The 19,434-nt window shown below is 63.5% G+C and carries 21 protein-coding genes, 1 tRNA gene and 1 other RNA gene; 12 read left to right on the top strand and 11 right to left on the bottom strand.

Features of this window, described 5'->3' with window-relative positions:
* Positions 1-93: 93 nt before the first annotated feature.
* The 3 genes from CP49_RS39405 to CP49_RS39395 are packed head-to-tail and all read right to left on the bottom strand — an operon-like array spanning position 94 to position 1,932.
* Entirely contained in the window at positions 94-453 is a 360-nt protein-coding gene (locus tag CP49_RS39405; protein ID WP_057855465.1) for a VOC family protein, read from the bottom strand.
* A gap of 51 nt (positions 454-504) precedes the next feature.
* On the bottom strand, positions 505-1,344 hold the full coding sequence (locus tag CP49_RS39400) for a helix-turn-helix transcriptional regulator (RefSeq protein WP_057855464.1): 840 nt from the start codon (positions 1,342-1,344) through the stop codon (positions 505-507).
* Positions 1,345-1,353: 9 nt separating this feature from the next.
* Entirely contained in the window at positions 1,354-1,932 is a 579-nt protein-coding gene (locus tag CP49_RS39395) for a methylated-DNA--[protein]-cysteine S-methyltransferase (RefSeq protein WP_057855463.1), read from the bottom strand.
* Between the two features lie 142 nt (positions 1,933-2,074).
* Here CP49_RS39395 and CP49_RS39390 point away from each other — a divergent pair.
* The 5 genes from CP49_RS39390 to CP49_RS39375 all read left to right on the top strand — a co-directional run bounded on the left by CP49_RS39390 (position 2,075) and on the right by CP49_RS39375 (position 6,226).
* Positions 2,075-2,148, top strand: a tRNA-Gly gene (locus CP49_RS39390).
* 431 nt (positions 2,149-2,579) lie between these two features.
* Positions 2,580-2,945: a hypothetical protein gene (locus tag CP49_RS39385; protein WP_156438896.1), complete on the top strand. Its 366-nt coding sequence runs from the start codon at positions 2,580-2,582 to the stop codon at positions 2,943-2,945.
* Between the two features lie 47 nt (positions 2,946-2,992).
* Positions 2,993-3,354: a transfer-messenger RNA gene (ssrA, locus tag CP49_RS42070) on the top strand.
* 120 nt (positions 3,355-3,474) lie between these two features.
* The gene (locus tag CP49_RS39380) at positions 3,475-4,032 is read left to right on the top strand and encodes a hypothetical protein (RefSeq protein WP_057855461.1); all 558 of its coding nucleotides are present in this window, start codon (positions 3,475-3,477) and stop codon (positions 4,030-4,032) included.
* 118 nt (positions 4,033-4,150) lie between these two features.
* Positions 4,151-6,226 carry a methyl-accepting chemotaxis protein gene (locus tag CP49_RS39375; RefSeq protein WP_057855460.1) on the top strand — a complete coding sequence of 692 codons (2,076 nt, stop codon included), beginning with the start codon at positions 4,151-4,153 and terminating at the stop codon, positions 6,224-6,226.
* A 27-nt stretch (positions 6,227-6,253) separates the two neighbouring features.
* On the opposite strand, the gene CP49_RS39370 is transcribed toward CP49_RS39375, so the two are convergent.
* From CP49_RS39370 to CP49_RS39355, 4 genes are all read right to left on the bottom strand, one after another.
* On the bottom strand, positions 6,254-6,574 hold the full coding sequence (locus CP49_RS39370; RefSeq protein ID WP_057855459.1) for a cupredoxin domain-containing protein: 321 nt from the start codon (positions 6,572-6,574) through the stop codon (positions 6,254-6,256).
* 10 nt (positions 6,575-6,584) lie between these two features.
* The gene (locus CP49_RS39365) at positions 6,585-7,106 is read right to left on the bottom strand and encodes a DUF4142 domain-containing protein (protein ID WP_057855458.1); all 522 of its coding nucleotides are present in this window, start codon (positions 7,104-7,106) and stop codon (positions 6,585-6,587) included.
* A gap of 212 nt (positions 7,107-7,318) precedes the next feature.
* Positions 7,319-8,002: an RNA polymerase sigma factor gene (locus CP49_RS39360; RefSeq protein WP_057855457.1), complete on the bottom strand. Its 684-nt coding sequence runs from the start codon at positions 8,000-8,002 to the stop codon at positions 7,319-7,321.
* Positions 8,003-8,259: 257 nt separating this feature from the next.
* The gene (locus tag CP49_RS39355; RefSeq protein ID WP_057855456.1) at positions 8,260-8,622 is read right to left on the bottom strand and encodes a nuclear transport factor 2 family protein; all 363 of its coding nucleotides are present in this window, start codon (positions 8,620-8,622) and stop codon (positions 8,260-8,262) included.
* 236 nt (positions 8,623-8,858) lie between these two features.
* Between CP49_RS39355 and CP49_RS39350 the strand changes: the two genes are divergently transcribed.
* Positions 8,859-10,004: an alpha/beta fold hydrolase gene (locus CP49_RS39350; protein ID WP_156438895.1), complete on the top strand. Its 1,146-nt coding sequence runs from the start codon at positions 8,859-8,861 to the stop codon at positions 10,002-10,004.
* Between the two features lie 67 nt (positions 10,005-10,071).
* Here the strand turns inward: CP49_RS39350 and CP49_RS39345 are convergent, their stop codons facing one another.
* Together CP49_RS39345 and CP49_RS39340 are read right to left on the bottom strand one after the other, a co-directional pair.
* Complete coding sequence (locus tag CP49_RS39345) at positions 10,072-10,422, bottom strand: RidA family protein (RefSeq protein WP_057855455.1); 351 nt, start codon at positions 10,420-10,422, stop codon at positions 10,072-10,074.
* 108 nt (positions 10,423-10,530) lie between these two features.
* Positions 10,531-12,189 (bottom strand): FAD-binding dehydrogenase, encoded by a 1,659-nt coding sequence (locus CP49_RS39340; protein WP_057855477.1) that lies wholly within the window; start codon positions 12,187-12,189, stop codon positions 10,531-10,533.
* A 287-nt stretch (positions 12,190-12,476) separates the two neighbouring features.
* On the opposite strand from CP49_RS39340, the gene CP49_RS39335 reads away from it, so the two are divergent.
* The 6 genes from CP49_RS39335 to CP49_RS39310 all read left to right on the top strand — a co-directional run bounded on the left by CP49_RS39335 (position 12,477) and on the right by CP49_RS39310 (position 17,886).
* Positions 12,477-12,947 (top strand): hypothetical protein, encoded by a 471-nt coding sequence (locus tag CP49_RS39335; RefSeq protein WP_057855454.1) that lies wholly within the window; start codon positions 12,477-12,479, stop codon positions 12,945-12,947.
* 157 nt (positions 12,948-13,104) lie between these two features.
* Positions 13,105-13,359 carry a hypothetical protein gene (locus CP49_RS39330; protein WP_245311092.1) on the top strand — a complete coding sequence of 85 codons (255 nt, stop codon included), beginning with the start codon at positions 13,105-13,107 and terminating at the stop codon, positions 13,357-13,359.
* 22 nt (positions 13,360-13,381) lie between these two features.
* Complete coding sequence (locus CP49_RS39325; protein ID WP_057855452.1) at positions 13,382-13,972, top strand: SCO family protein; 591 nt, start codon at positions 13,382-13,384, stop codon at positions 13,970-13,972.
* Between the two features lie 93 nt (positions 13,973-14,065).
* Complete coding sequence (locus CP49_RS39320) at positions 14,066-14,983, top strand: transporter substrate-binding domain-containing protein (protein WP_057855451.1); 918 nt, start codon at positions 14,066-14,068, stop codon at positions 14,981-14,983.
* 157 nt (positions 14,984-15,140) lie between these two features.
* A complete protein-coding gene (locus CP49_RS39315) occupies positions 15,141-16,784 on the top strand; it encodes a lysine--tRNA ligase (protein ID WP_057855450.1) in 1,644 nt (547 codons plus the stop codon).
* A 319-nt stretch (positions 16,785-17,103) separates the two neighbouring features.
* On the top strand, positions 17,104-17,886 hold the full coding sequence (locus CP49_RS39310; protein WP_057855449.1) for a class II aldolase/adducin family protein: 783 nt from the start codon (positions 17,104-17,106) through the stop codon (positions 17,884-17,886).
* 177 nt (positions 17,887-18,063) lie between these two features.
* Here the strand turns inward: CP49_RS39310 and CP49_RS39305 are convergent, their stop codons facing one another.
* Together CP49_RS39305 and CP49_RS39300 are read right to left on the bottom strand one after the other, a co-directional pair.
* Positions 18,064-18,570 carry a mismatch-specific DNA-glycosylase gene (locus CP49_RS39305; protein ID WP_057855448.1) on the bottom strand — a complete coding sequence of 169 codons (507 nt, stop codon included), beginning with the start codon at positions 18,568-18,570 and terminating at the stop codon, positions 18,064-18,066.
* 12 nt (positions 18,571-18,582) lie between these two features.
* Positions 18,583-19,236, bottom strand: a complete 654-nt coding sequence (locus tag CP49_RS39300) for a S24 family peptidase (protein ID WP_197423358.1) — start codon at positions 19,234-19,236, stop codon at positions 18,583-18,585.
* Positions 19,237-19,434 lie beyond the last annotated feature (198 nt).

Raw genomic sequence — 19,434 nt, 5'->3', positions numbered from 1 at the left:
CCAGACCCGGAATCTCGAGATTCTCAGGTGCGCAATTGCGCACCATAGTTCGATGCGTTGCATCGCCCCGGAATGACAGCTATGAGCGGCACGTCACGTACAAACCGCCTCGACATTGTTGCCATCGGGATCGATCAGGAACGCCGCGTAATAGGTCGGGCTGTAATCCGTCCGCGGCCCGGCGCCGCCATTGTCGCGGCCGCCGGCCTTCAGGCCCTCGGCGTGGAATTTCTCGATCGCCGCATGATCCTTGGCGCGAAACGCAACATGCGCGCCGGTATTCGGCGATCCCTTGTGCAAGTGCAGCCAGAGGGCAGGGGCGCCCTTGGGGCCAAAGCCCGCGCCGGAATCGTCGCGCGAGCACAGCACGAAGCCGAGAGGCGCGAGCGCTGCCGTATAGAAGCGCACGCTGGCGTCGAGGTCGCCGACACGTAATCCGATGTGGTCGTACATGATATTCTCCAGTTGAAGCGCGCGAACTCGCGCGTCCCGGAGAAAGCCTAGCTAGTTGAGGGCCAGCCGTTCTTGGAAAATCTTGCGCTTGCCCCGCGATGCCTGGCGGAACTTCAGCGGCGAGATGCCGGCGGCGCGATGGAAGGTGCGCACGAAATTGGACAGGTCGGCAAAGCCGACATCGTAGGCGATATCGGTAACCGGACTGTCGTCGTCGGCCAGCCGTCGCGCCGCGTGGCGCAGCCGCGAGCGCACCAGATATTGATGCGGGGTGACGCCGAGCACCTCCGAGAACAGCCGCAGGAAGTGGAACGGGCTGATACAGGCCTGCGCGGCAGCATCTTCGAGGCCGATCGCCTGGTGCGAATGGGCGTCGATCCACAGCGCGGTCTCGACTGCGCGGCGGCGGTCGCGCGCCGCGTCGGGACCGGATTTGCGCGGCTTGCCGGAGACCACCTCGATAAAACGGCTCGCCAGCACCTGACCGATCTCGTCGAGGCCGATATCGCTGCTGCCATCTGCTGCCGATTGCGCCAGTTCGCCCAGTACCACCAGTTCCGGCAGCGGCGGCGCCGAGCCGATCTGCCAGGGCGTCTTGCTGTCGCTGATCGCTTCCACCAGTTCGGGGGCGAGGAAGAATGACAGGCACTCGTCGCCGCAGACGTGCTCGTGGGTGCAGGTATATTCGTCGCCGGGATGGCCGATCAGCACCGATCCCGCCACCAGTTCGCTGAACTTGCCGCGGCAATGCAGGCCGAAACTGCCCTTGCGCACATAGGAGATCGAATAGCGGCTGTGCTGCTCCGCAAACGGCTTATCGCCGGGCCCCGCGGTGCAGCGGAAATCGGAAACGGAGATGGACTTGCGTTCGAGAAGCGTGGTCGCGTTCATCGGGCAGATTTAGGGATGCCGCGGCGGCGGTGCAACCGGCAGCAGCACATCGAACAGCGTCTTGCTGGAAGTCGGGCTGGTGCCCTCGATCGAGAGCAGCCGGCGCTTGGAGATCGCCCCGCCATGGGCTGAGATCTTGTCGGCATAATTGCCCGCCTCGAGCACGCGATGGCAGGGTACGATGATCACGAAGGGATTGCGCGCGATCGCCTGCGCCACCGAATAGGTCGCGCCGGATGCGCGAAGGGCCGAGGCGATTTCCGCATAGGTCCGGGTCTCGCCGCGCGGGATCGTGCGCGTAAAGGCGTAGACGCGCTGGTTGAAGGCGGGAATGCCGGTCATATCCAGCGTGACGTCGGCAAAATCGCACGTCGCCCCGCGCAGCAGCGTGCCGATGCCCTCGATCGCGGCCAGGACATTCGGGGGAGGGCGAAGTTCGCGCGCATCCGGATAAAGCTGAAACAGCCGCCGCCGCGTGTCGATCTCGCGGACCTCAGGGAGCTGCACGCCGATAATGCCTGAAGGGCCCCATGCGATGCCGCAGCGGCCGATCCCCGTGTCAAAAATGGTATAGCCACGCCCCGTCATACGCCAATCTGCCCCGGAACAGATCATAGCACCGGCTTGAGAGAGCGCATCTGGAATTTTGTGGAAGCCAACAGTGTGGCGGGACGGGTAACGGAACAGCTTGGCGGATCGCGCGATGTCGGCTAATCATGGGGCGCGATCCGCGGGCGTAGTTCAATGGTAGAACGGCAGCTTCCCAAGCTGCATACGAGGGTTCGATTCCCTTCGCCCGCTCCATTCCATGCTGCATCCCTAGCCCTGCATCGGGTTCGTCGCCTCGACTGTTGTCTGTTGCGGAACCGCGCCGCATCACCCGCCGGGATGCGGATGCCGAAGACGTATCTGCTGTTGCCGCGCCTGACACCGGGCCTGCGTTTCAAGCATGATTGCGACGATGAGCGCAGTCCGCATTTCAGCTTCCCCCAGTGTTTCTACGGTTGAGAGATCGCGCGACGGTAAACCGGTGCGCCAACAAAGAACGCCGATAGCTTCTTCGCTGCATTGGTAGGACCTTCGACTTCGTCCCGCACGAACGGGAAAGCAACAGTCCTGCTTAAAGAGCTCGCCGCTCAGAAAAGAGGCTCCCATTTTTTTGGGGATCTGGCCTCCTTAATTGCCGGGAGTTCGTGTGATTCGCGAATTGATGTCAGTCCACAATGGAGGCTGCCATGAAAGCGTTCGGTCGCGTACTTACGATGTTCGGTATTCTTCTGGTGTCTTTTCGTGCTGACGCTCACGATGCGTCGATGCAGCACCACGAGTGGTTCAATGCGCAGGAAATGAACCCGGCCGCACGGGAGCGGCTCGGTGTTCCATGGAAATCATGTTGCGACAACGGCGATGTGTTCAAAACACGCTTCCGCGTCGCAGACGACCATTCGGACCAGTGGCAATACCTCAAAGACGGCCAGTGGAAAGTTATCCCACCCGACATCATCAAGTCTGAAGACACGCCAGATCATTTGCCCGTGCTGTTCATAAACAAGCGCACGGGGGACGAGCTCTGCTTCTTCGTGCCGAAGGGTGGATTGTGATGCCTTAGACCTGTCGCCAGCTCGACCCGTCGATTACGGGCAACAGAAGCCTATCTTTCGCGAGCGATCACGCGTAGGGTCGCCTCGTCGCAAGACGATGGCGCTGAACCTTAGAGTGGACTGCGGGCAGACCCGGGGGCAGTACCCGGCGCCTCCACCTTAGCAGCTTGAGCTTAAAGGTCTCATCTCGGTGAGATCGATTCTGCCGAAAGGCCGAATCCCAGGGCTGCTAAGGCGGGGGCGAACCAGGATCGATGGTCGCAAAGAAGCTCTGAATTGTGCTCGGCATGATACCGCCGTTATCGGGTCAAAAACCTAAATGCAAACGATAACGTTGCATTGAACGAAGTGCGCCTCGCGGCGTAACCTGTTCGGGGTTGGTCCACCTGGCAACAGAACGGCCATCGCCGCGTCAGCCTTCGGGTTGGCGCGGCTTTTATTTGCAGTCTGCCCGCCTCACTTGCGTTGCCTTCAATCTCGGTCCTTGCCGTGCTAGGCGTAGGGCATATCGAAAAAAAAGGAGTGAGCGTTGACGCAGGCGATCACCTCCGCCGGCACCTCCCGCAACAACCTGCTGATGATCGCCGCCGGCGGCGTCATCTCCGGCATTCTCACCCCACTGTTGCCGGCGCTGATCGACCAGATCGGCGGTCCCGGCCAGCTTCGCATTTCGCTGATCGCGGTGCCGTTCGCCGTGCTCGTCTTCATTCTGGCGCGGCGCTTCAGCGCCAATCCGCTTTGGGCAGCCATGCTTGCCGCCATCGTCACTATGATCGCGTTCGTCTGCGCGGTGAATGCGGCCATCTTTATCGAGGGGCAGACCGCGGGCGCGGCCACGGTCATGCGCTATCTCCTCGCCGGATTGACCGGCGGCCTGGTCGGCACCGCCGTGATGGCGCTGGGAATCGGCCTGCTGCCGGCAGGGCCGCGCATCGCCGCGGCGTGGTGGCCGATGCTGATCACGGGCACGCTCGCCGGCACGCTGCTGGCGCTCGACAATGCGCTCGGCCTCGACCAGATCTCATTCCTCTATCCGGTCTGGCAGGCGGCGGTCGCGGTGCGGTTGGTGATGGCGCTGCGGTCGTGACGGCCCAGAGTCGCGTGCAGCCCCGTAGTTCTACCGGCCCGCATTGAAGCCTGCATTAAGGCTGCCTTAGCCGAGTTCCGCCTACGTTGACCGCTCCCTCACGCAGCGGAATCACAAAATGCGGATCGGTCGACTCTTTGCGGTATCGATGCTTTCGGTGACGCTCCTGGCGGTCATTCTTGGCGCCGGGGTCCTTATCCCGCAGTACCGGACCTATGCCGGAAAGACCGAGGCGATCAAGGCGGTGGAGGCCTACGGCTCCGTGCTGGCGGTTGGCCAGCAGGTCGCGGGCTACCGGGCGCCTTATGTCGGCCCGCTGTTTCAGGAAGGCGCCGCGACGCAGGCCCAGCTCGATGTGGCGGCGAAGGCGGTGCAGACGGCAGATGCAGCGTTCGCCAAGGCGCGGACCGCCGTCGGCGCACTCAGCGATGGCGCGGCGATCGTCCAGGGCCTCAACCAGGCGGCCGCCAAACTGGCCGAGGTTCGCACAGCGAGCGATCGCGCGATGGCGCTGCCGATGAGTGCGCGAGATCAGGCTGATATCAAAGGCTTCCTGCCGGGCATTGCACAGACCGTGGCCATTCTCGAACCGCTGTTGAACCGGCTTGAAAATCAGGTCGCGATGGCGGACGCGTCGTTGACGGCGCTGTTGAATGTCGCCCGCACGTCGCAGGATTTGCGGATCTCGGCCGGCGGCCGGGCTGCTACGGTATCGCTTGCGATCAGTACCCGCCGACCAGTGACGGCGGCTGAAATATCCACCATGGACCGCGCCCAGGGCCGCGTCGATCTCGACCGCGAACGGATCGAGGCCGGTGTGGATCAGATAGGCAGTCCGCCGCGTCTTGCGAAAGCGATGCACGATGCGATCGAGGCGTATTTCGGAAAAGCCGCGCCGTGGCTTGAAAAAGTGATGGCCGCCGGACGCAACGACGGCCAATACGGGATCGGCGCCAATGAACTCGCCACGACGATCGTGCCGGCGGTGCAGGCCTTCTTCGCCGTGCGCGATGCCGCGTTGGCGGAAGCCGCCGAACGCGCGGGCGCAGCGCGCGATGGGGCGCTAACGATGCTGGCGCTGGCCGGCCTTGCCGTCGCGGCGCTGCTCGCCGTGCTCGCCGGCGTCACCATGATGCTGCGTCGGCGCGTGATCACGCCGCTCGCAACGCTAACCGGCGCCGTTGGCGAACTCGCCGCCGGCCGGCATGACGTCACGATTCCGACCATCGATCGCGCCGACGAAATCGGCGCCATGGCGGGTTCGCTGCAGGTCTTCAAGGATGCCCTGATCGCCAAAAAGGCCGCCGACGAGGCCGCCGCAGTGGAAGCCGATGCAAAGATCCGGCGCGGCCAGCGCGTCGACCGGATCACAAGCGACTTCGAAGCGATGATCGGCCAGATCGTCGACATCGTGTCGTCCGCCTCGACTGAACTGGAGGCCTCCGCCGGCACGCTGACGGCGACCGCCGAACGTTCGGAAGAGCTGACCACCATGGTCGCGGCGGCGTCTGAGGAAGCCTCCACCAATGTGCAATCGGTCGCATCCGCCACCGAAGAGATGGCTTCCTCGGTCAACGAGATCAGCCGTCAGGTCCAGGGCTCGGCGCGGATCGCCGGTGAAGCGGTGGAGCAGGCGCAGAAGACCAACGACCGCGTCGCCGAACTCGCGAAGGCCGCCGCCCGAATCGGCGACGTCGTGGAGTTGATCAACACCATCGCCGGCCAGACCAATCTGCTGGCCCTCAATGCCACCATCGAGGCGGCGCGGGCTGGCGAATCGGGGCGCGGTTTTGCCGTGGTGGCGTCCGAAGTCAAGGCGCTGGCCGAACAGACCGCGAAAGCAACCGGCGAGATCAGCCAGCAAATATCGGGTATCCAGGCGGCAACACAGGAATCAGTCGCGGCCATCAAGGAGATTGGCGACACCATCGGACGGATGTCGGAGATCGCCTCCACCATCGCAGCCGCGGTCGAGGAGCAGGGCGCGGCGACCCAGGAAATTTCGCGCAACGTGCAGCAGGCCGCGCACGGCACGCAGCAGGTCTCCTCCAACATTACCGACGTGCAGCGCGGCGCCAGCGAGACCGGGTCCGCGTCGGCTCAGGTGCTGAGCGCGGCAAAGTCGCTGTCCGGCGAAAGCGACCGGCTCAAGCGCGAGGTCGGCAAGTTCCTGAGTTCAGTGCGGGCGGCCTGAGCCGCCGCTATCGCAAAAGCGGACGCGCTACGGCGCGATCGTCAGCACCGCCTTCATGTTGGGATGGTACCGGCAATAATACTCGACGGTACCGGCCTTCGTCAGGACCGACGTCACCGTCTTCTTCGCCGGCATCATCACGTCGAAATCGCCGTTGTGTGCGGTCGCGGTGTGCACGAACACGTCCTTGTTGATCCATTCGATGGTGTCGCCGACCTTGACCGAGACCTCGGCCGGCGCGAAGACCAGATCGGTCGTCGTGATTTGAATCGTCGCCGCATGTGCCGGGACTTCTATCGCGCCGAACAGCAGGGCGGCCATGACAGGCAGATAGCGTCCCGGGCGCATGGCGGGCTCCTTACTTCAGCTTGGCTGCGACCTGTTCGGCATGCTGCTGGTGGCCCTGGAAGATCTTCAGGCCGGTTTGCAGCAGGCTCTTCAGCTCGGCATTGCTGGCCGACGGAATCAACTGCGTCTCAAGCGCGCCGTTGACGGCCTTGTGGTAGGCGACCTCGTTGGCGACATAGGCCTTGTCGTATTCGGCGCCTTTCAGCTTGGCGAGTTCGGCGAGCTTATCGGCCGCCTGCTTCGACAGCGTCTTGCTGGTGTCGTTGTCCTCCGGCGTCACGTTCAGCTTCTTGACGAGGTCGAGCGCCTGCTTGTTCACGGCCTCATGGTCGCGCACCATGTCCCGCGCGAACGCCTTGACGTCCTTGTTGCCGGCTTTCTCGATCGCCTGCTTGGCGGCGGTTATGTCGATGACCCCTGCGGTGTAGGCGATATGCGCGATCTGCGGGTCGGTGGGTTTTGCGCCCTGCGCCAGCGCGGCGCTGCCTAGGATGCTCAATGCGGCGATCGCCGCGCTCAATCGAACGAACATGTCTGACACTCCTGTGGCGCGGCAAGCCGCGCGTTGTTGATGCACAGGAGTTGGATGGTGGGAATGCGCAGAGGTTCCGAAAAAAGATCAGCTTCCGGGCCTCGTGGTTCGAGACGCGCGGCTGTGCCGCGCTCCTCACCATGAGGGTCTCAGACCTCATCCTGAGGAGCATCGCGAAAGCGATGCGTCTCGAAGGATCGAGCCCCGCTGCCTCAGAACCCCAGCCGCTTCAATACGGCGTCCGTCAGCCGTTCGCAGCGCTTGCCGGCAAAGGGAAAGGCTTCCATGACCACGGGGCCGATTTTCCTCTCGACGTTGTCGCGCAGCATGGAGCGGGCGCGGTGCAGCCGGCTCTTCACCGTCTCCGGCTTGAGCGAGAGAATCCCGGCGGTCTCTTCCACGTTCATCCCCTCGATCACGCGGGTGATGAAGACGAGACGAAACGCCTCCGGCAGCTCGTCGATGGCATGCTCGACGACGGCTTGAATTTCACGCTGGGCCATGGATTTTTCCGGATCGTCTGACACGGCGAGAGGGAACGGGATGATCTCCGCTTCGAGCGCGCCCTGCGGCAACGAGTCGAGGTCGACGGCGGGCCGCTGACGACGCAGCCGGCCGAGCGCCTCGTTCATGGCGATCCGCGACAGCCAGGTCGAAAGGCTGGAATCGCCGCGAAAGCTCTCCAGATGCGTGAAGGCGCGGACGTAGGCCTCCTGCACCACATCCTCGGCCTCGCTGTCGTTGCGCAGGATGCCGCGGGCGAGCCGGTAGAGCCGGCGGTTGTTCGCCCGCATGATGGCGCGAACCGCGGCTTCGTCACGGGCGAGCGCGCGGCGCACCAGTTCGGCGTCGCCGGTGTCGAGGGGCGCTATATGCGGTATCTGGGCCTGGCGCATGATGGCTCCACCAATAACAGGGTATTGGGATTGGATGCGGCAAGGGCCAACAGGTTCCCGAAATAAATCGGGGTGGGTTATGCGTGCCCCGCCCACCCCACACTGCCAGACCTCATCCTGAGGAGCGCGTCTTCGCGCGTCTCGAAGGATGATTGGCACCAGCCGGGCCACATGGTTTCGAGACGGCGCGGAGCCTGTCATCGGGCCGCGCTACGCGCGGACCCGTTGGCGCCTCCACCATGAGGATCCAAGAGCTGCTACGCCTTCGGCACCTGGTCGAGGAACCCGGTGATGCTGCGGATGCGCCCGTTGCTGAGCACGGCAAAATCCGTTCCCTTGATCGAGCTGTCGCCGCCATCGGGGCCGAGCCCCCAGGAGAAGCGAACGTGGTCGCCGAAACCGTTGGGCTCGCCGATCAGCTTGAACCTGAAATCCGGAAAACGCTGCTGCACGCCGGCGACGAGCGCGTCCACGCCGTCATGGCCGTCGCCGCTCATCAGGGGATCGACGTATTTCGCGTCCGTCGTCCAATTCGCTGCCAGCATCTCGCGGCGGCGGGTTGGGGCGCGCTCGTTCCATAGGGCGATATAGTTGCGGGCAATGCTGTGAACGTCGGTCATGGTGATCTCCTTATGGTTAGGCCGGATTGATCGGTTGACCGACTATCTGATATCCGCGAGCGCCAATCGATTACCTCTGAGGTCAAGGATTGTCCGGATCGCATCCACGGACCAATGATCGGGCTAGGGCATGCGCCGGATTTGGCGTAAAAGCATGATCCCGACCTCGTCGGTTCCTAGGGAAAACGTCAAAGCTCGGGCTCTTGCCGTCCTCCTCATTGTGGGGCGATCGATCGGTGGCAGAAGAAACCAAGACGCCGAAGCAGAACGCGGGCGCCGACTGGGCGCAGCAGGTGTGGCTGTGGCCGCTGGAAGCCGCGCGACTGGCGCTCGACAGCTACGCGCAATGGTTCGCAGATCAGAAGCCTGCGCCTTCCCCCGCATCGGAACAAAAGCCGCTCGCCTGGACCACGCCGAACACCGTAGTGCTGCAACTTCAGTCGATGCGATTGCGGGAGTTTTCGCGCGGAAATTCGAAGCAACAGCCTGTTCTTGTTTGCGCGCCCTACGCGTTGCACGGGGCGCTGGTTGCGGATTTCGCGCCTGGCCATAGTCTTGTCGAGGCGCTGCAGCGAGACGGCATGAACCGCATCTATGTCCCGGACTGGTGCTCGGCGACGGCGGACATGCGCAACCTGTCGATCGACAATTATCTTGCCGAGCTCAATGTGGCGATCGATGAGATCGGCGCGCCGGTCGATCTTGTCGGTCTGTGTCAGGGCGGATGGCTGTCGCTGGTCTATGCCGCGCGCTTTCCCGGCAAGGTGCGGCGGCTCGTGCTTGCCGGCGCCCCTGTCGATATCTCGACGCCCTCCGAACTCTCGAAGATGGTGGCTGCACTTCCGCGGCAAGCTTTCGAGCAGATGGTGCGCCAGGGCGAGGGCATCGTGAGCGGCGAGCATATGCTGCGGTTCTGGAACATTCCGTTCAACCAGCATGACGTGGAAGCAACGCTGCAAAGGAATCTCGGCGAGGGATCGGACGAGGCCTGCGTGCTGCTGGATCGTTTCGAGCGCTGGGACCGCGCGACGCTGGATCTGCCGGGGACCTATTATCTCGAAGTGACCGAGCAGGTTTTCCGGCAGAACCTGATCGCTAGAGGCCGCTTTGTCGCGCTCGGCCGCCGAATCGATCTCGGCGAGGTGCGCGTGCCGGTCTTCCTGCTGGCCGGCGATGATGACATCGTCGTCCCGCGCGATCAGGCGTTCGCGACTGCAGCGCTGCTGGGCACGCCACCGGCGCGGCTGGAGCGGGCCTGCGAGCCGTGCGGTCACCTCAGCCTTTTCATGGGGCGTAAGGTCTTGAGCCATTCCTGGCGCCGGATCGCCCGATGGCTTCAGGCCGATCTCGGCGATGTCGCCGGCGCCAAAATCAGCGCGTGAGATGCAAATGAAAACGCCCCGGATTGCGCGTGCAATCCGGCGCAACGAAACGTTTGCGGTAATGGCCTTACTTCGCCGCGACCACCATGATCTCGACATTGTACTGCGGCGCCGCCAGCTTCGCCTCGACGGTGGCGCGTGCCGGCGTGTTACCCGCCGACACCCAGCCGTCCCACACCGCGTTCATTTCGGGAAACGTCTTCATATCGGTGATGTAGATCGTGGCCGACAGCAGCTTCGACTTGTCGGTGCCTGCCTTGGCAAGATGGCCGTCGATGATCGAAAGGATGTCCTGCGTCTGCTCGGTCACGCTCTTGCCGGCTGCCTTGCCGGCGACGACGCCCGCGAGATAGACGGTGTCGCCGTGGACGACGACCTGGCTCATGCGAGGTCCGGTTTCGAAGCGCTGGATGGTCATATTGTTCTCCTGATAGGGGGCCGCGGTTTCTTAGCGCGCTCACGCCTCAAGGGCTACTGCGTTATTTGCATCGAACCTTGCCGCACCCGGGCTTGACGAGAAGGCGTTTCACCCTGCCGCCTTCGCCGCCGCGCGTCCTGCATTCCTCCCCGAGAACAGGCAGCCGCCGAGGAAGGTACCTTCCAGCGAACGGTAGCCGTGCACGCCGCCACCGCCGAAGCCGGCGGCTTCGCCCGCGGCGTAAAGCCCCCTGATGATCTGGCCGTCATTGCCGAACGCGCGCGAGTCAAGATCGGTCTCGAAGCCGCCCAGCGTCTTGCGGGTCAGGATGTTGAGCTTGACCGCGATCAGCGGGCCGTGTTCGGGATCGAGAATCCGGTGCGGTTTGGCGGTGCGGATCAGCCTGTCGCCGATGTAGCGCCGCGCATTGTGCAGGTTCATCACCTGCGCGTCCTTGACGTAGGGGTTGGTGATCTCGCGGTCGCGCGCCTCGATCTGCGCCTTGATGTGATCATGCTTGAGCAGGTCGCTACCGGCGAGCGCGTTCATCGCGCTGACGAGGTCGGCGAGATTGTCGCGCACGATGAAGTCGGCGCCGTTCTGCTTGAACGCTTCCACCGGCGCCGGCGCGCCCTTGTTGGTGGCGCGCTTGATCGTCATGCGCCAGCTCTTGCCCGTGAGGTCGGGGTTTTGCTCGGAGCCGGAGAGCGCAAACTCCTTCTTGATGATGCTCTGGGTCAGGATGAACCAGGAATAATCATGGCCGGTGCCCATGATGTAGTGCAGTTGGCCGAGCGTGTCGGAGCCCGGGAACAGCGGCGCCGGCAGGCGCTTGCCCGTAGCGTCGAACCACATCGAGGACGGGCCGGGCAGGATGCGAATGCCGTGGCGCGGCCAGATCGGATTCCAGTTTCGGATGCCTTCGACGTAGTGCCACATCCGGTCGCGGTTGATCAGCCGCGCGCCCGCGGCTTCCGTGATGCCGATCATGCGCCCGTCGACATGTTCGGGCACGCCGGAGATCATGAATTTCGGCGGCTCGCCCAGGCGCTTCGGCCAGTTCTGCCGGACCAGGTCGTGATTGCCGCCGATACCGCCGGAGGCAACGATCACCGCCGGTGCGCGAAAGCTGAAATCGCCGATCACCTTGCGCGACGAGCTTTTGCCGCGCTCCACGGGATCGGGCTCGAGCACCGAACCGCTGACGCCCCCGACCGCGCTGCCTGTCATCACAAGTGTGTCGACGCGGTGGCGGAACTTGAACATTAACCGTCCGCTCTTCTCCGCCTCGCGTGCGCGCCGCTCGAACGGCTCGACCAGGCCCGGACCGGTGCCCCATGTGACGTGAAAGCGCGGCACCGAATTGCCGTGGCCCATCGCGTCATAGCCGCCGCGCTCGGCCCAGCCGACCACCGGAAAAATACGGTGGCCCATCGCGCGCAGCCAGTCGCGCTTTTCGCCGGCGGCAAACGCGACATAGGCTTCCGCCCATCGCTTCGGCCAATGGTCGTCGTCGCGGTCGAAGCCCGCGGTACCCATCCAGTCTTGCAGTGCGAGATCGTAGGAATCCTTAATGCCGAGCCGGCGCTGTTCGGGAGAGTCCACCAGGAAGAGTCCGCCGAACGACCAAAAGGCTTGTCCGCCAAGGCTTTGCTCGCCTTCCTGGTCGACGACGATGACGCGCTTGCCGGCGTCCGCGATCTCCGTCGCCGCGACCAGACCTGCCAGTCCGCCGCCGACCACAATTACGTCTGCGTTGTCAGCCATCATTTCCTCCCCGTGCCATTTTTGATTCAAGCCCGCGTCCTCGCGCGCGGTCAACGGCTATTGGGTTCTTGGCTGTGACTGCTTCGCCACCTCGGCAAGAGTCGTTTGTTCCAGTTTGGGACCTTTGCGCGCGGAGGGTGCAGCGGCCAAGCAACACTTAATTTGAATTTGTTTTGACGTGCTGTGGTTGCCTAGACAAAATCACGATCTCAAACGACGCTACGTCCTGTCTTGCATCACTGAGACGATCAGATTCGGTTTCGACATTTTTCGACTGGGGCAGGGATATGAAGCTGCTGACGGGGTTGCTTGCCGCGGTGCTGCTGCTGGCGGGGGTAGGCGCGAGCCAAGCGGTGGTGCGGATAGCCGATGATCGCGGCGGCCGGATCGGCACCTATGTCGACAGGTATCAAGGCCTGCGCTCCTCGGGCGAAACCGTCATCATCGATGGCCTTTGCGCCTCGGCCTGCACCATCGTTCTAGGCGCAGTTCCCCATGACCGGATCTGCGTTACCTCGCACGCCAATCTCGGCTTCCACGCCGCCTGGGATTTCGGCGCCAATGGCCGCGCCATCATGAACGCCGAGGCGACCCAGATGCTGTATTCGATGTATCCGCCTGCGGTGCGGAAGTGGATCGCTGCGCGCGGCGGCCTGACCCAGCGCATGATCTTCCTGCGCGGCAAGCAGCTGCAGGCAATGTATAGGCCCTGCTATCTCGATGCGCAGGCCTCCAGCAACAAGCCGGCGTCGCGTTAAGCCTAGCGAACTGACCTTCCCAAATTCATGGTTCGAGACGCGCGGCGGTGCGCGCTCCTCACCATGAGGACGTCGGTCAAACCCTGAGGAGCGGCGTCTTCGCCGCGTCTCGAAGGATAATGGCCCCGCTCTCGCCAAGCCTTCCCCTCCGCATGACGTGATCTGCCGCCCGGCCATTCCGCTTGCCTGCCCGGGGAACTCGCCCTATCTCAACCCCATGGTTCAGCCGATCTCCACCCGACAGGGCATCATGGCGGCCGCCCGGCCGCAGGGCAGGGTGGCCTCGATGATTGCCTGGGGCGCCGCCGGCATCAGTGCGCTGGTCGTGCTCGGCGCGGCCGCATTGTGGTTCCATTACGGCACCGCCGTGTTCTTCGAAATGATCGCCGCCGGCATCTCGGCCTGCTTCTGATCGGGCAAAAAGGAATTCCACGATGGACCGGACCATTCGCCCGCTGGTGATCATTGCGGCTTTTGCCGGCAGTCTGCTGGTCGGGCTCCTGATCATGCTGTGGGCGCTCGGAGGCTTGCGCACCGTTACGGCGCCGGCGGCGATCGGCGGGCCGTTTCAACTGACCGACCAGGCCGGCCGGACCGTCACCGAGCAGAATTTGAAGGGCAAGCCGACGCTGATCTTCTTCGGCTTCACCCATTGCCCCGACGTCTGCCCGACCGCGCTGTTCGAGATTTCGGAAGTGCTGAAGGCGATGGGCAAGGACGCCGACCGCGTCAACGCCTGGTTCGTTTCGGTCGATCCCGAGCGCGACACGGCGGGCGCGATGAAGGACTATCTCTCCAGTTTCGATCCGCATTTGAAAGGGCTGACTGGCGAGCCCGCGGCGGTGGCCAAGGTGCTTTCGGCCTACAGGGTCTATGCCCGCAAAGTCCCGCTCAAGGACGGCGACTACACCATGGACCATACCGCGCTGATCTATCTGATGGATCGCAACGGCAATTTCGTAGCGCCTTTCAACCTGAAACGGAGCCCTGAGGAAGCCGCGAAGGATTTGAAGCGCTACCTCTGAGCGGTTGCCCGAGGGGTCAAAAGCCGAAAACGGCCCTCGCATCGCAGGCCGGATGGTCTATAAGGCCGTGAATTCCGTAACATATTGCAGACGATGCCATATCTTACCGCTCCGTTAACCAATGCAAGACTGCATCGCGCCGTCCGCGCGGGGCTGGTCGGGTTGTCGATCGTGTCAGCGCTGACGGCTGTCAGCAGTGCTGCGGCGCAGGCGCAAACCCAGCCCCGCCCGGCGGTCGAGGCAGCCCCGCAGGCGGTGCCCGGCTTCTGGGACCCGCGGCGGCGCCCGGACCGGCCGGACATGTCGCGCCTGACCGTGATCCGGTTCCTGACCGAGACTGATTACCCGCCGTTCAACTTCACTGGTCCTGACGGCAATCCCGCGGGCTTCAATGTCGATCTGGCGCGTGCGCTGTGCGACGAGATCAAGATTTCCTGCACCGTCCAGATGCGCCGGTTCGAGACGCTGGTCGACGCCATCACCAGCAACCGTGGCGACGCCATCATCGCCTCCATGGCGGTGACGCCGGCGTTGCGCGCCCGGCTCGATTTCACCGATCCCTATTACCGCGCGCCGGCCCGTTTCGTGTCCCGGCGCGACGCCGTGATGCCGGAGATCCGCCCCGAATATCTCGAGGGCAAGAAGGTCGGGGTCATCGGCGGTACCTCGCACGAGGCCTATCTGAAGGCGATGTTCACCGACGCCGAGATCAAGTCCTATCCGAACGACGATGCGCTGCGGCTCGCTTTGCGGCGGAGCGAGGTCGATTTCATCTTCGGCGACGCGATCTCGCTGGCGTTCTGGATCAACGGCACCGATTCGGCCGAATGCTGCGCCTTCTCGGGCGGGCCCTTTGTCGAGAGCCGCTATTTCGGTGAGGGCATCGGCATCGCCGTCCGCAAGGGCAACGATCTGCTACGGACGTCGCTGAACTGGGCGCTGTTCCGGCTTTGGGAGAAAGGCCGCTTCACCGATCTGTGGCTGCGGTATTTTTCCGTCAGCCCGTTTTGAGACGGCGTCATTCCGGGATGGTCCGAAGGACCAGACCCGGAATCTCGAGATTCCGGGTTCGATGCTGCGCATCGCCCCGGAATGACGGCTTTGCCGTCATTTTGCATTTTGCCTCGGAAGCGCTAGTTTCCGCGGCTTCCGGAGAGAGCCTTAATAAATGTCCGCCATCGACGTTGCCTTTAGCCCGAGCGATCTGCGTGCGCTCGCCGAACAATCCAACGCCTGGCCGTTCGAGCAGGCCAAGGCCATTGTCGCGCGGCTGAAGAAAAACCCGAAGGACGAGGTGCTGTTCGAAACCGGCTACGGTCCGTCGGGGCTGCCGCATATCGGCACCTTCGGCGAGGTCGCGCGCACCACCATGGTGCGCCATGCCTTCCGCGTGCTCACCGAGGACAAGATCAAGACGCGCCTGCTCGCCTTCTCCGACGACATGGACGGCCTGCGCAAGGTACCGGACAACGTGCCGAACAAGGAGATGCTGGCGTCGCATCTCGGCAAGCCGCTGTCGCGGATACCCGATCCGTTCTCCAATGAGTATCCGTCGTTCGGCGCGCACAACAATGCGCGGCTGCGAGCGTTCCTCGATACATTCGGCTTCGACTACGAGTTCGCCTCTTCGACCGACTACTACACCTCCGGTCGGTTCGACGCCGCGTTACTGCGCATGCTGGAACGGCTCGACGCCGTCATGAAGATCATGTTGCCGAGCCTGCGCGAAGAACGTGCTGCGACCTATTCGCCGTTCCTCCCCATCTGCCCGCGCACGGGCATGGTGCTCTATGTGCCGATCGTCGAGCATGATGTGAAGGCCGGAACGGTCTCCTACGACGATCCGGAAACGAAGGAGCGCGTCACGCTCCCTGTGACCGGCGGGCATTGCAAGCTGCAATGGAAGCCGGACTGGGCGATGCGCTGGTTCGCGCTCGGCGTCGATTACGAAATGGCCGGCAAGGACTTGATCGACTCGGTCAAGCTGTCCGGCAAGATCTGCGCGGCGCTCGGCGGCACGCCGCCGGACGGCTTTAATTACGAGCTGTTCCTCGACGAGAAGGGCCAGAAGATTTCGAAGTCGAAGGGCAACGGCCTGACCATCGACGAATGGCTGCGCTATGCCTCGCCGGAATCGCTGTCGCTGTTCATGTACCGCGAGCCGAAGGCAGCGAAGCGGCTGTATTTCGACGTGATCCCGCGCAATGTCGACGACTACCAGCAATTCCTCGACGGGTTTACGCGGCAGGATCCCAAGCAGCAGCTCGCCAATCCGGTCTGGCACATTCATTCCGGCAAGCCGCCGAAGGCCGACATGCCCGTCACCTTCCAGCTCTTGCTGACGCTGGTGTCGTCCTCGAACGCGGAGAACGCCGAAACGTTGTGGGGCTTCATCGGCCGCTACCGTCCCGGCGTGACGCCGCAGACGCATCCGAAGCTGGATGCGATGGTCGGCTACGCCATCAACTACTACCGCGACTTCGTGGCGCCGACGAAGCAGTTCCGTGAACCGACGGACAACGAGCGCGCCGCGCTGCAGGATCTGCGCGATGCGCTGTCGCAATTGCCGGCCGGATCATCTGCGGAAGACATCCAGAACGTGGTCTACGAGATCGGCCGCCGCGAGCCGTTTTTGGATCAGGTGAAAAAGGGCAAGGACGGCCGGCCCGGCGTCTCGCTCGACTGGTTCAACATGCTCTACCAGGTGCTGCTCGGCCAGGAGAAGGGCCCGCGCTTCGGCTCGTTTGTCGCAGTCTACGGCGTGACCAACGCGATCGCCATGATCGACGGCGCGCTGGCGCGGAGTGCGTAGGCCTCTTCGTCGTCCCTGCGAACGCAGGGACCCATAACCACCGAATGCAGTTGTCGTGAGAAGGCGTTTGCCACTCTGCCCTATCGGTAGATCACGCGGTATGGGTCCCTGCGTTCGCAGGGACGACAAGGGCTTTTTTCCCAACTCGGCTGCAGCACGTAGCGGCGGCTCGACCAGTCCGTCTACCCCGCAAACCGGGATGGCAGGTCCGCCGCAATTTCAGCCATGGCAGCGCCGGATTGCGCTGCACTACTGCGCATAACAGCCGTCAAAGCCTCCACCGAGGGGCCAGCAAATAAGCGCATTAGGGAGAAAGCTCATGCAGTTCAGGGTTTCGCCGAAGACGCTCAGCGAGTACAGCGCCGAGGAATGGCAGGCGCGGGTCGATCTCGCCGCCGCGCACCGGTTGGCCTTCATCCAGGGATTTTCCGAAGGCATCTTCAACCATCTGACCTTCGTCGTGCCGGGCAAGAGCGATCGCTATTACCAGATCCCGTTCGGTACGCATTGGTCCGAGGTCACGGCGTCCTGCTTCATGGAAGTCGGCATCGACGACGGTGAGGTTAAACGCGGTGAAGGCGAGGTCGAGCGCTCCTGCTATTGCATCCACGCGCCGATCCACAAGGCGCTGCCGCAGGCGAAGGCGGTGTTTCACACCCACATGCCGCATGCCAGCGCGCTGACGCGGCTCGAAGACCCCCGCATCAAAGAGATCGGCCAGACCGAGGTCGGGCTGTCAGGCGCCATCGCCTATGACGACGAATATACCGGCCCGGCGCTCGATCCCGCCGAAGGCGCGCGGCTTGCAAAGGTCATCGGCGACAAGACTGTGCTTTTCATGGCCAATCACGGCATCTCCACCGTCGGCGCCACCGTCGCGGAAGCCTATGACATGCTGTACTACGTCGAGCGTGCCGCCCAGGTGCAGATCTACGCGATGTGGACCGGGCAGAAGCTGAAGCAGCTTCCTGCGCCTGTGGTGGAGAAAACCAAGCGCGATTACAAGGACGAGCATCTCTACAAAGGCCCGACCCCGGCCCAGCGGCATTTTGATGCGCTGAAGCGGATGCTGGACCGCAAGGAGCCCGACTACGCGACGTAGTTTTTTTCGCGGCGCAGTCTTTGCGTCGTCCCTGCGAAAGCAGGGACCCATACGCCGCGGCCCGCGGAAAGGGCAGGCGGAGAGACGTCGTCCTTCGCCACTAACATTTGTGGTTATGGGTCCCTGCGTTCGCAGGGACGACGGTAACTACTGGCTCGGGCCTCACGATCTGCATGGTCAGCCAACCGCCGCTCTGACCTCATCCGCAAACCGGTGCCAGATTTCCGGGCGCCAGCTTCCATTGGCCGCGCCCGAGGTCGACGGCAAGATCCACACCCTGGTATCGCCGATCAGATCACACTGCTCGCCATAGTCCCGCTTGCCGTCGAAGAATTTCTGTCCGGCCGTCTTGCTGGTGAATGCGAGGAATTGCGGACGAAATGTTGCAATTGCATTGCTCAGCCGGGCGCGATCCGCCGCCGTCAGTTTGGGAAGCGTGGCGCGGTCCATTCCCGCACCCGCTTTCACGAGATCAGTCAGGCCGATGCCATGGTGCAGCAGGCTGCGATATTGATGCGGTCGCAGCGGCTCCGGCGTCAGCCGCGTCTCGTGCAGGATCTTCCAGAACTTGTTTTGCCGGTGCGCGTAGTAGGCCCGCTCGGCGGCGGACGTCGTCCCCGCGGCGGTTCCGCACAACACGATGCGAAGGGAATGTTGCAGCAGGTCGCTCAGCACGTCCGTCATGGCGCGGCAATCCTACTGGCTCGCCCACACGATCCTTGCGATCCAGGCGACGTCGTCGGCGTCCAGCGTACGATCGGCATGGGCCGGGTTGAGCGACTGCAATTCCAGCGTCTTGGTGGTCCGGCGCTTCAATTCCTTGACCATCACTTCGCCGCCTGACGTCTTGAGCACCACCCGGTCGCCGCGCCGGATCGCCGTGCCCGGCGACACCACGATGATGTCGCCGTCGCGATAGGTCGGCTTCATCGAATCGCCCGAGATCTCGAGCGCGTAGGCATGCTCGTCGCTGGCCGACGGCAGCGCCACCTCGTCCCAGCCACGGCCGGAGGGAAAGCCGCTCTCGTCGAAATAGCCGCCGCTGCCGGCTTGCGCCAGGGCGAGCAACGGCACCGATTGCAGGCCGCGCGCGCCATCGCCGATCAACTGCACGAAAGTGTCGATCGACGAATTGGTGGCTGCCAGCGCCTTGGATACCGATTCGGTCGACGGCCAGCGCTCGCGGCCGTCACCGGTGATGCGCTTGGATTTGTTGAAGGTGGTGGGGTCGAGGCCGGCACGCTTGGCGAGGCCCGAGGGCGACATGCCGGCGCGTTCGGCCAACCGGTCGAGCGCGGTCCAGACCTGGTTATGGGTCAGAATTCGGTGCGCCTTGGAATGTCTCGCCATCGAAAGCCCTGAATCGGTCTAGGAATTATTGCCTCATCCAGTCGGCCAGCGCAAATCTTGCGTAGCGTTTTCCAGCGAAGCGGATAGCGGTTCGCGTGAAGAAAACGCGTCAAAACAAGAGATTGGCGCCCCGGTTCTGATCGAATCAGAACCGAACAGGCGCTGCGCCCTGCCGCAGCGGCGCTTGAGTTAGCGGCC

The sequence above is a fragment of the Bradyrhizobium valentinum genome (genome assembly GCF_001440405.1).
Taxonomy (GTDB): domain Bacteria; phylum Pseudomonadota; class Alphaproteobacteria; order Rhizobiales; family Xanthobacteraceae; genus Bradyrhizobium; species Bradyrhizobium valentinum.
This window is presented reverse-complemented; position numbering and strand designations above follow the sequence as displayed.

Bases quoted from the DNA above. Each gene is read 5' to 3' on its own strand.
- CP49_RS39365 (WP_057855458.1), bottom strand. From the start codon at position 7,106: ATGTTCGTTCGATTGAGCGCGGCGATCGCCGCATTGAGCATCCTAGGC.
- CP49_RS39405 (WP_057855465.1), bottom strand. From the start codon at position 453: ATGTACGACCACATCGGATTACGTGTCGGCGACCTCGACGCCAGCGTG.
- CP49_RS39345 (WP_057855455.1), bottom strand. From the start codon at position 10,422: ATGACCATCCAGCGCTTCGAAACCGGACCTCGCATGAGCCAGGTCGTC.
- CP49_RS39335 (WP_057855454.1), top strand. From the start codon at position 12,477: ATGAAGCTGCTGACGGGGTTGCTTGCCGCGGTGCTGCTGCTGGCGGGG.
- CP49_RS39385 (WP_156438896.1), top strand. From the start codon at position 2,580: ATGAAAGCGTTCGGTCGCGTACTTACGATGTTCGGTATTCTTCTGGTG.
- CP49_RS39300 (WP_197423358.1), bottom strand. From the start codon at position 19,236: ATGGCGAGACATTCCAAGGCGCACCGAATTCTGACCCATAACCAGGTC.
- CP49_RS39395 (WP_057855463.1), bottom strand. From the start codon at position 1,932: ATGACGGGGCGTGGCTATACCATTTTTGACACGGGGATCGGCCGCTGC.
- CP49_RS39375 (WP_057855460.1), top strand. From the start codon at position 4,151: ATGCGGATCGGTCGACTCTTTGCGGTATCGATGCTTTCGGTGACGCTC.
- CP49_RS39320 (WP_057855451.1), top strand. From the start codon at position 14,066: ATGCCATATCTTACCGCTCCGTTAACCAATGCAAGACTGCATCGCGCC.
- CP49_RS39315 (WP_057855450.1), top strand. From the start codon at position 15,141: ATGTCCGCCATCGACGTTGCCTTTAGCCCGAGCGATCTGCGTGCGCTC.
- CP49_RS39305 (WP_057855448.1), bottom strand. From the start codon at position 18,570: ATGACGGACGTGCTGAGCGACCTGCTGCAACATTCCCTTCGCATCGTG.
- CP49_RS39370 (WP_057855459.1), bottom strand. From the start codon at position 6,574: ATGCGCCCGGGACGCTATCTGCCTGTCATGGCCGCCCTGCTGTTCGGC.
- CP49_RS39360 (WP_057855457.1), bottom strand. From the start codon at position 8,002: ATGCGCCAGGCCCAGATACCGCATATAGCGCCCCTCGACACCGGCGAC.
- CP49_RS39400 (WP_057855464.1), bottom strand. From the start codon at position 1,344: ATGAACGCGACCACGCTTCTCGAACGCAAGTCCATCTCCGTTTCCGAT.
- CP49_RS39325 (WP_057855452.1), top strand. From the start codon at position 13,382: ATGGACCGGACCATTCGCCCGCTGGTGATCATTGCGGCTTTTGCCGGC.
- CP49_RS39310 (WP_057855449.1), top strand. From the start codon at position 17,104: ATGCAGTTCAGGGTTTCGCCGAAGACGCTCAGCGAGTACAGCGCCGAG.
- CP49_RS39355 (WP_057855456.1), bottom strand. From the start codon at position 8,622: ATGACCGACGTTCACAGCATTGCCCGCAACTATATCGCCCTATGGAAC.
- CP49_RS39340 (WP_057855477.1), bottom strand. From the start codon at position 12,189: ATGGCTGACAACGCAGACGTAATTGTGGTCGGCGGCGGACTGGCAGGT.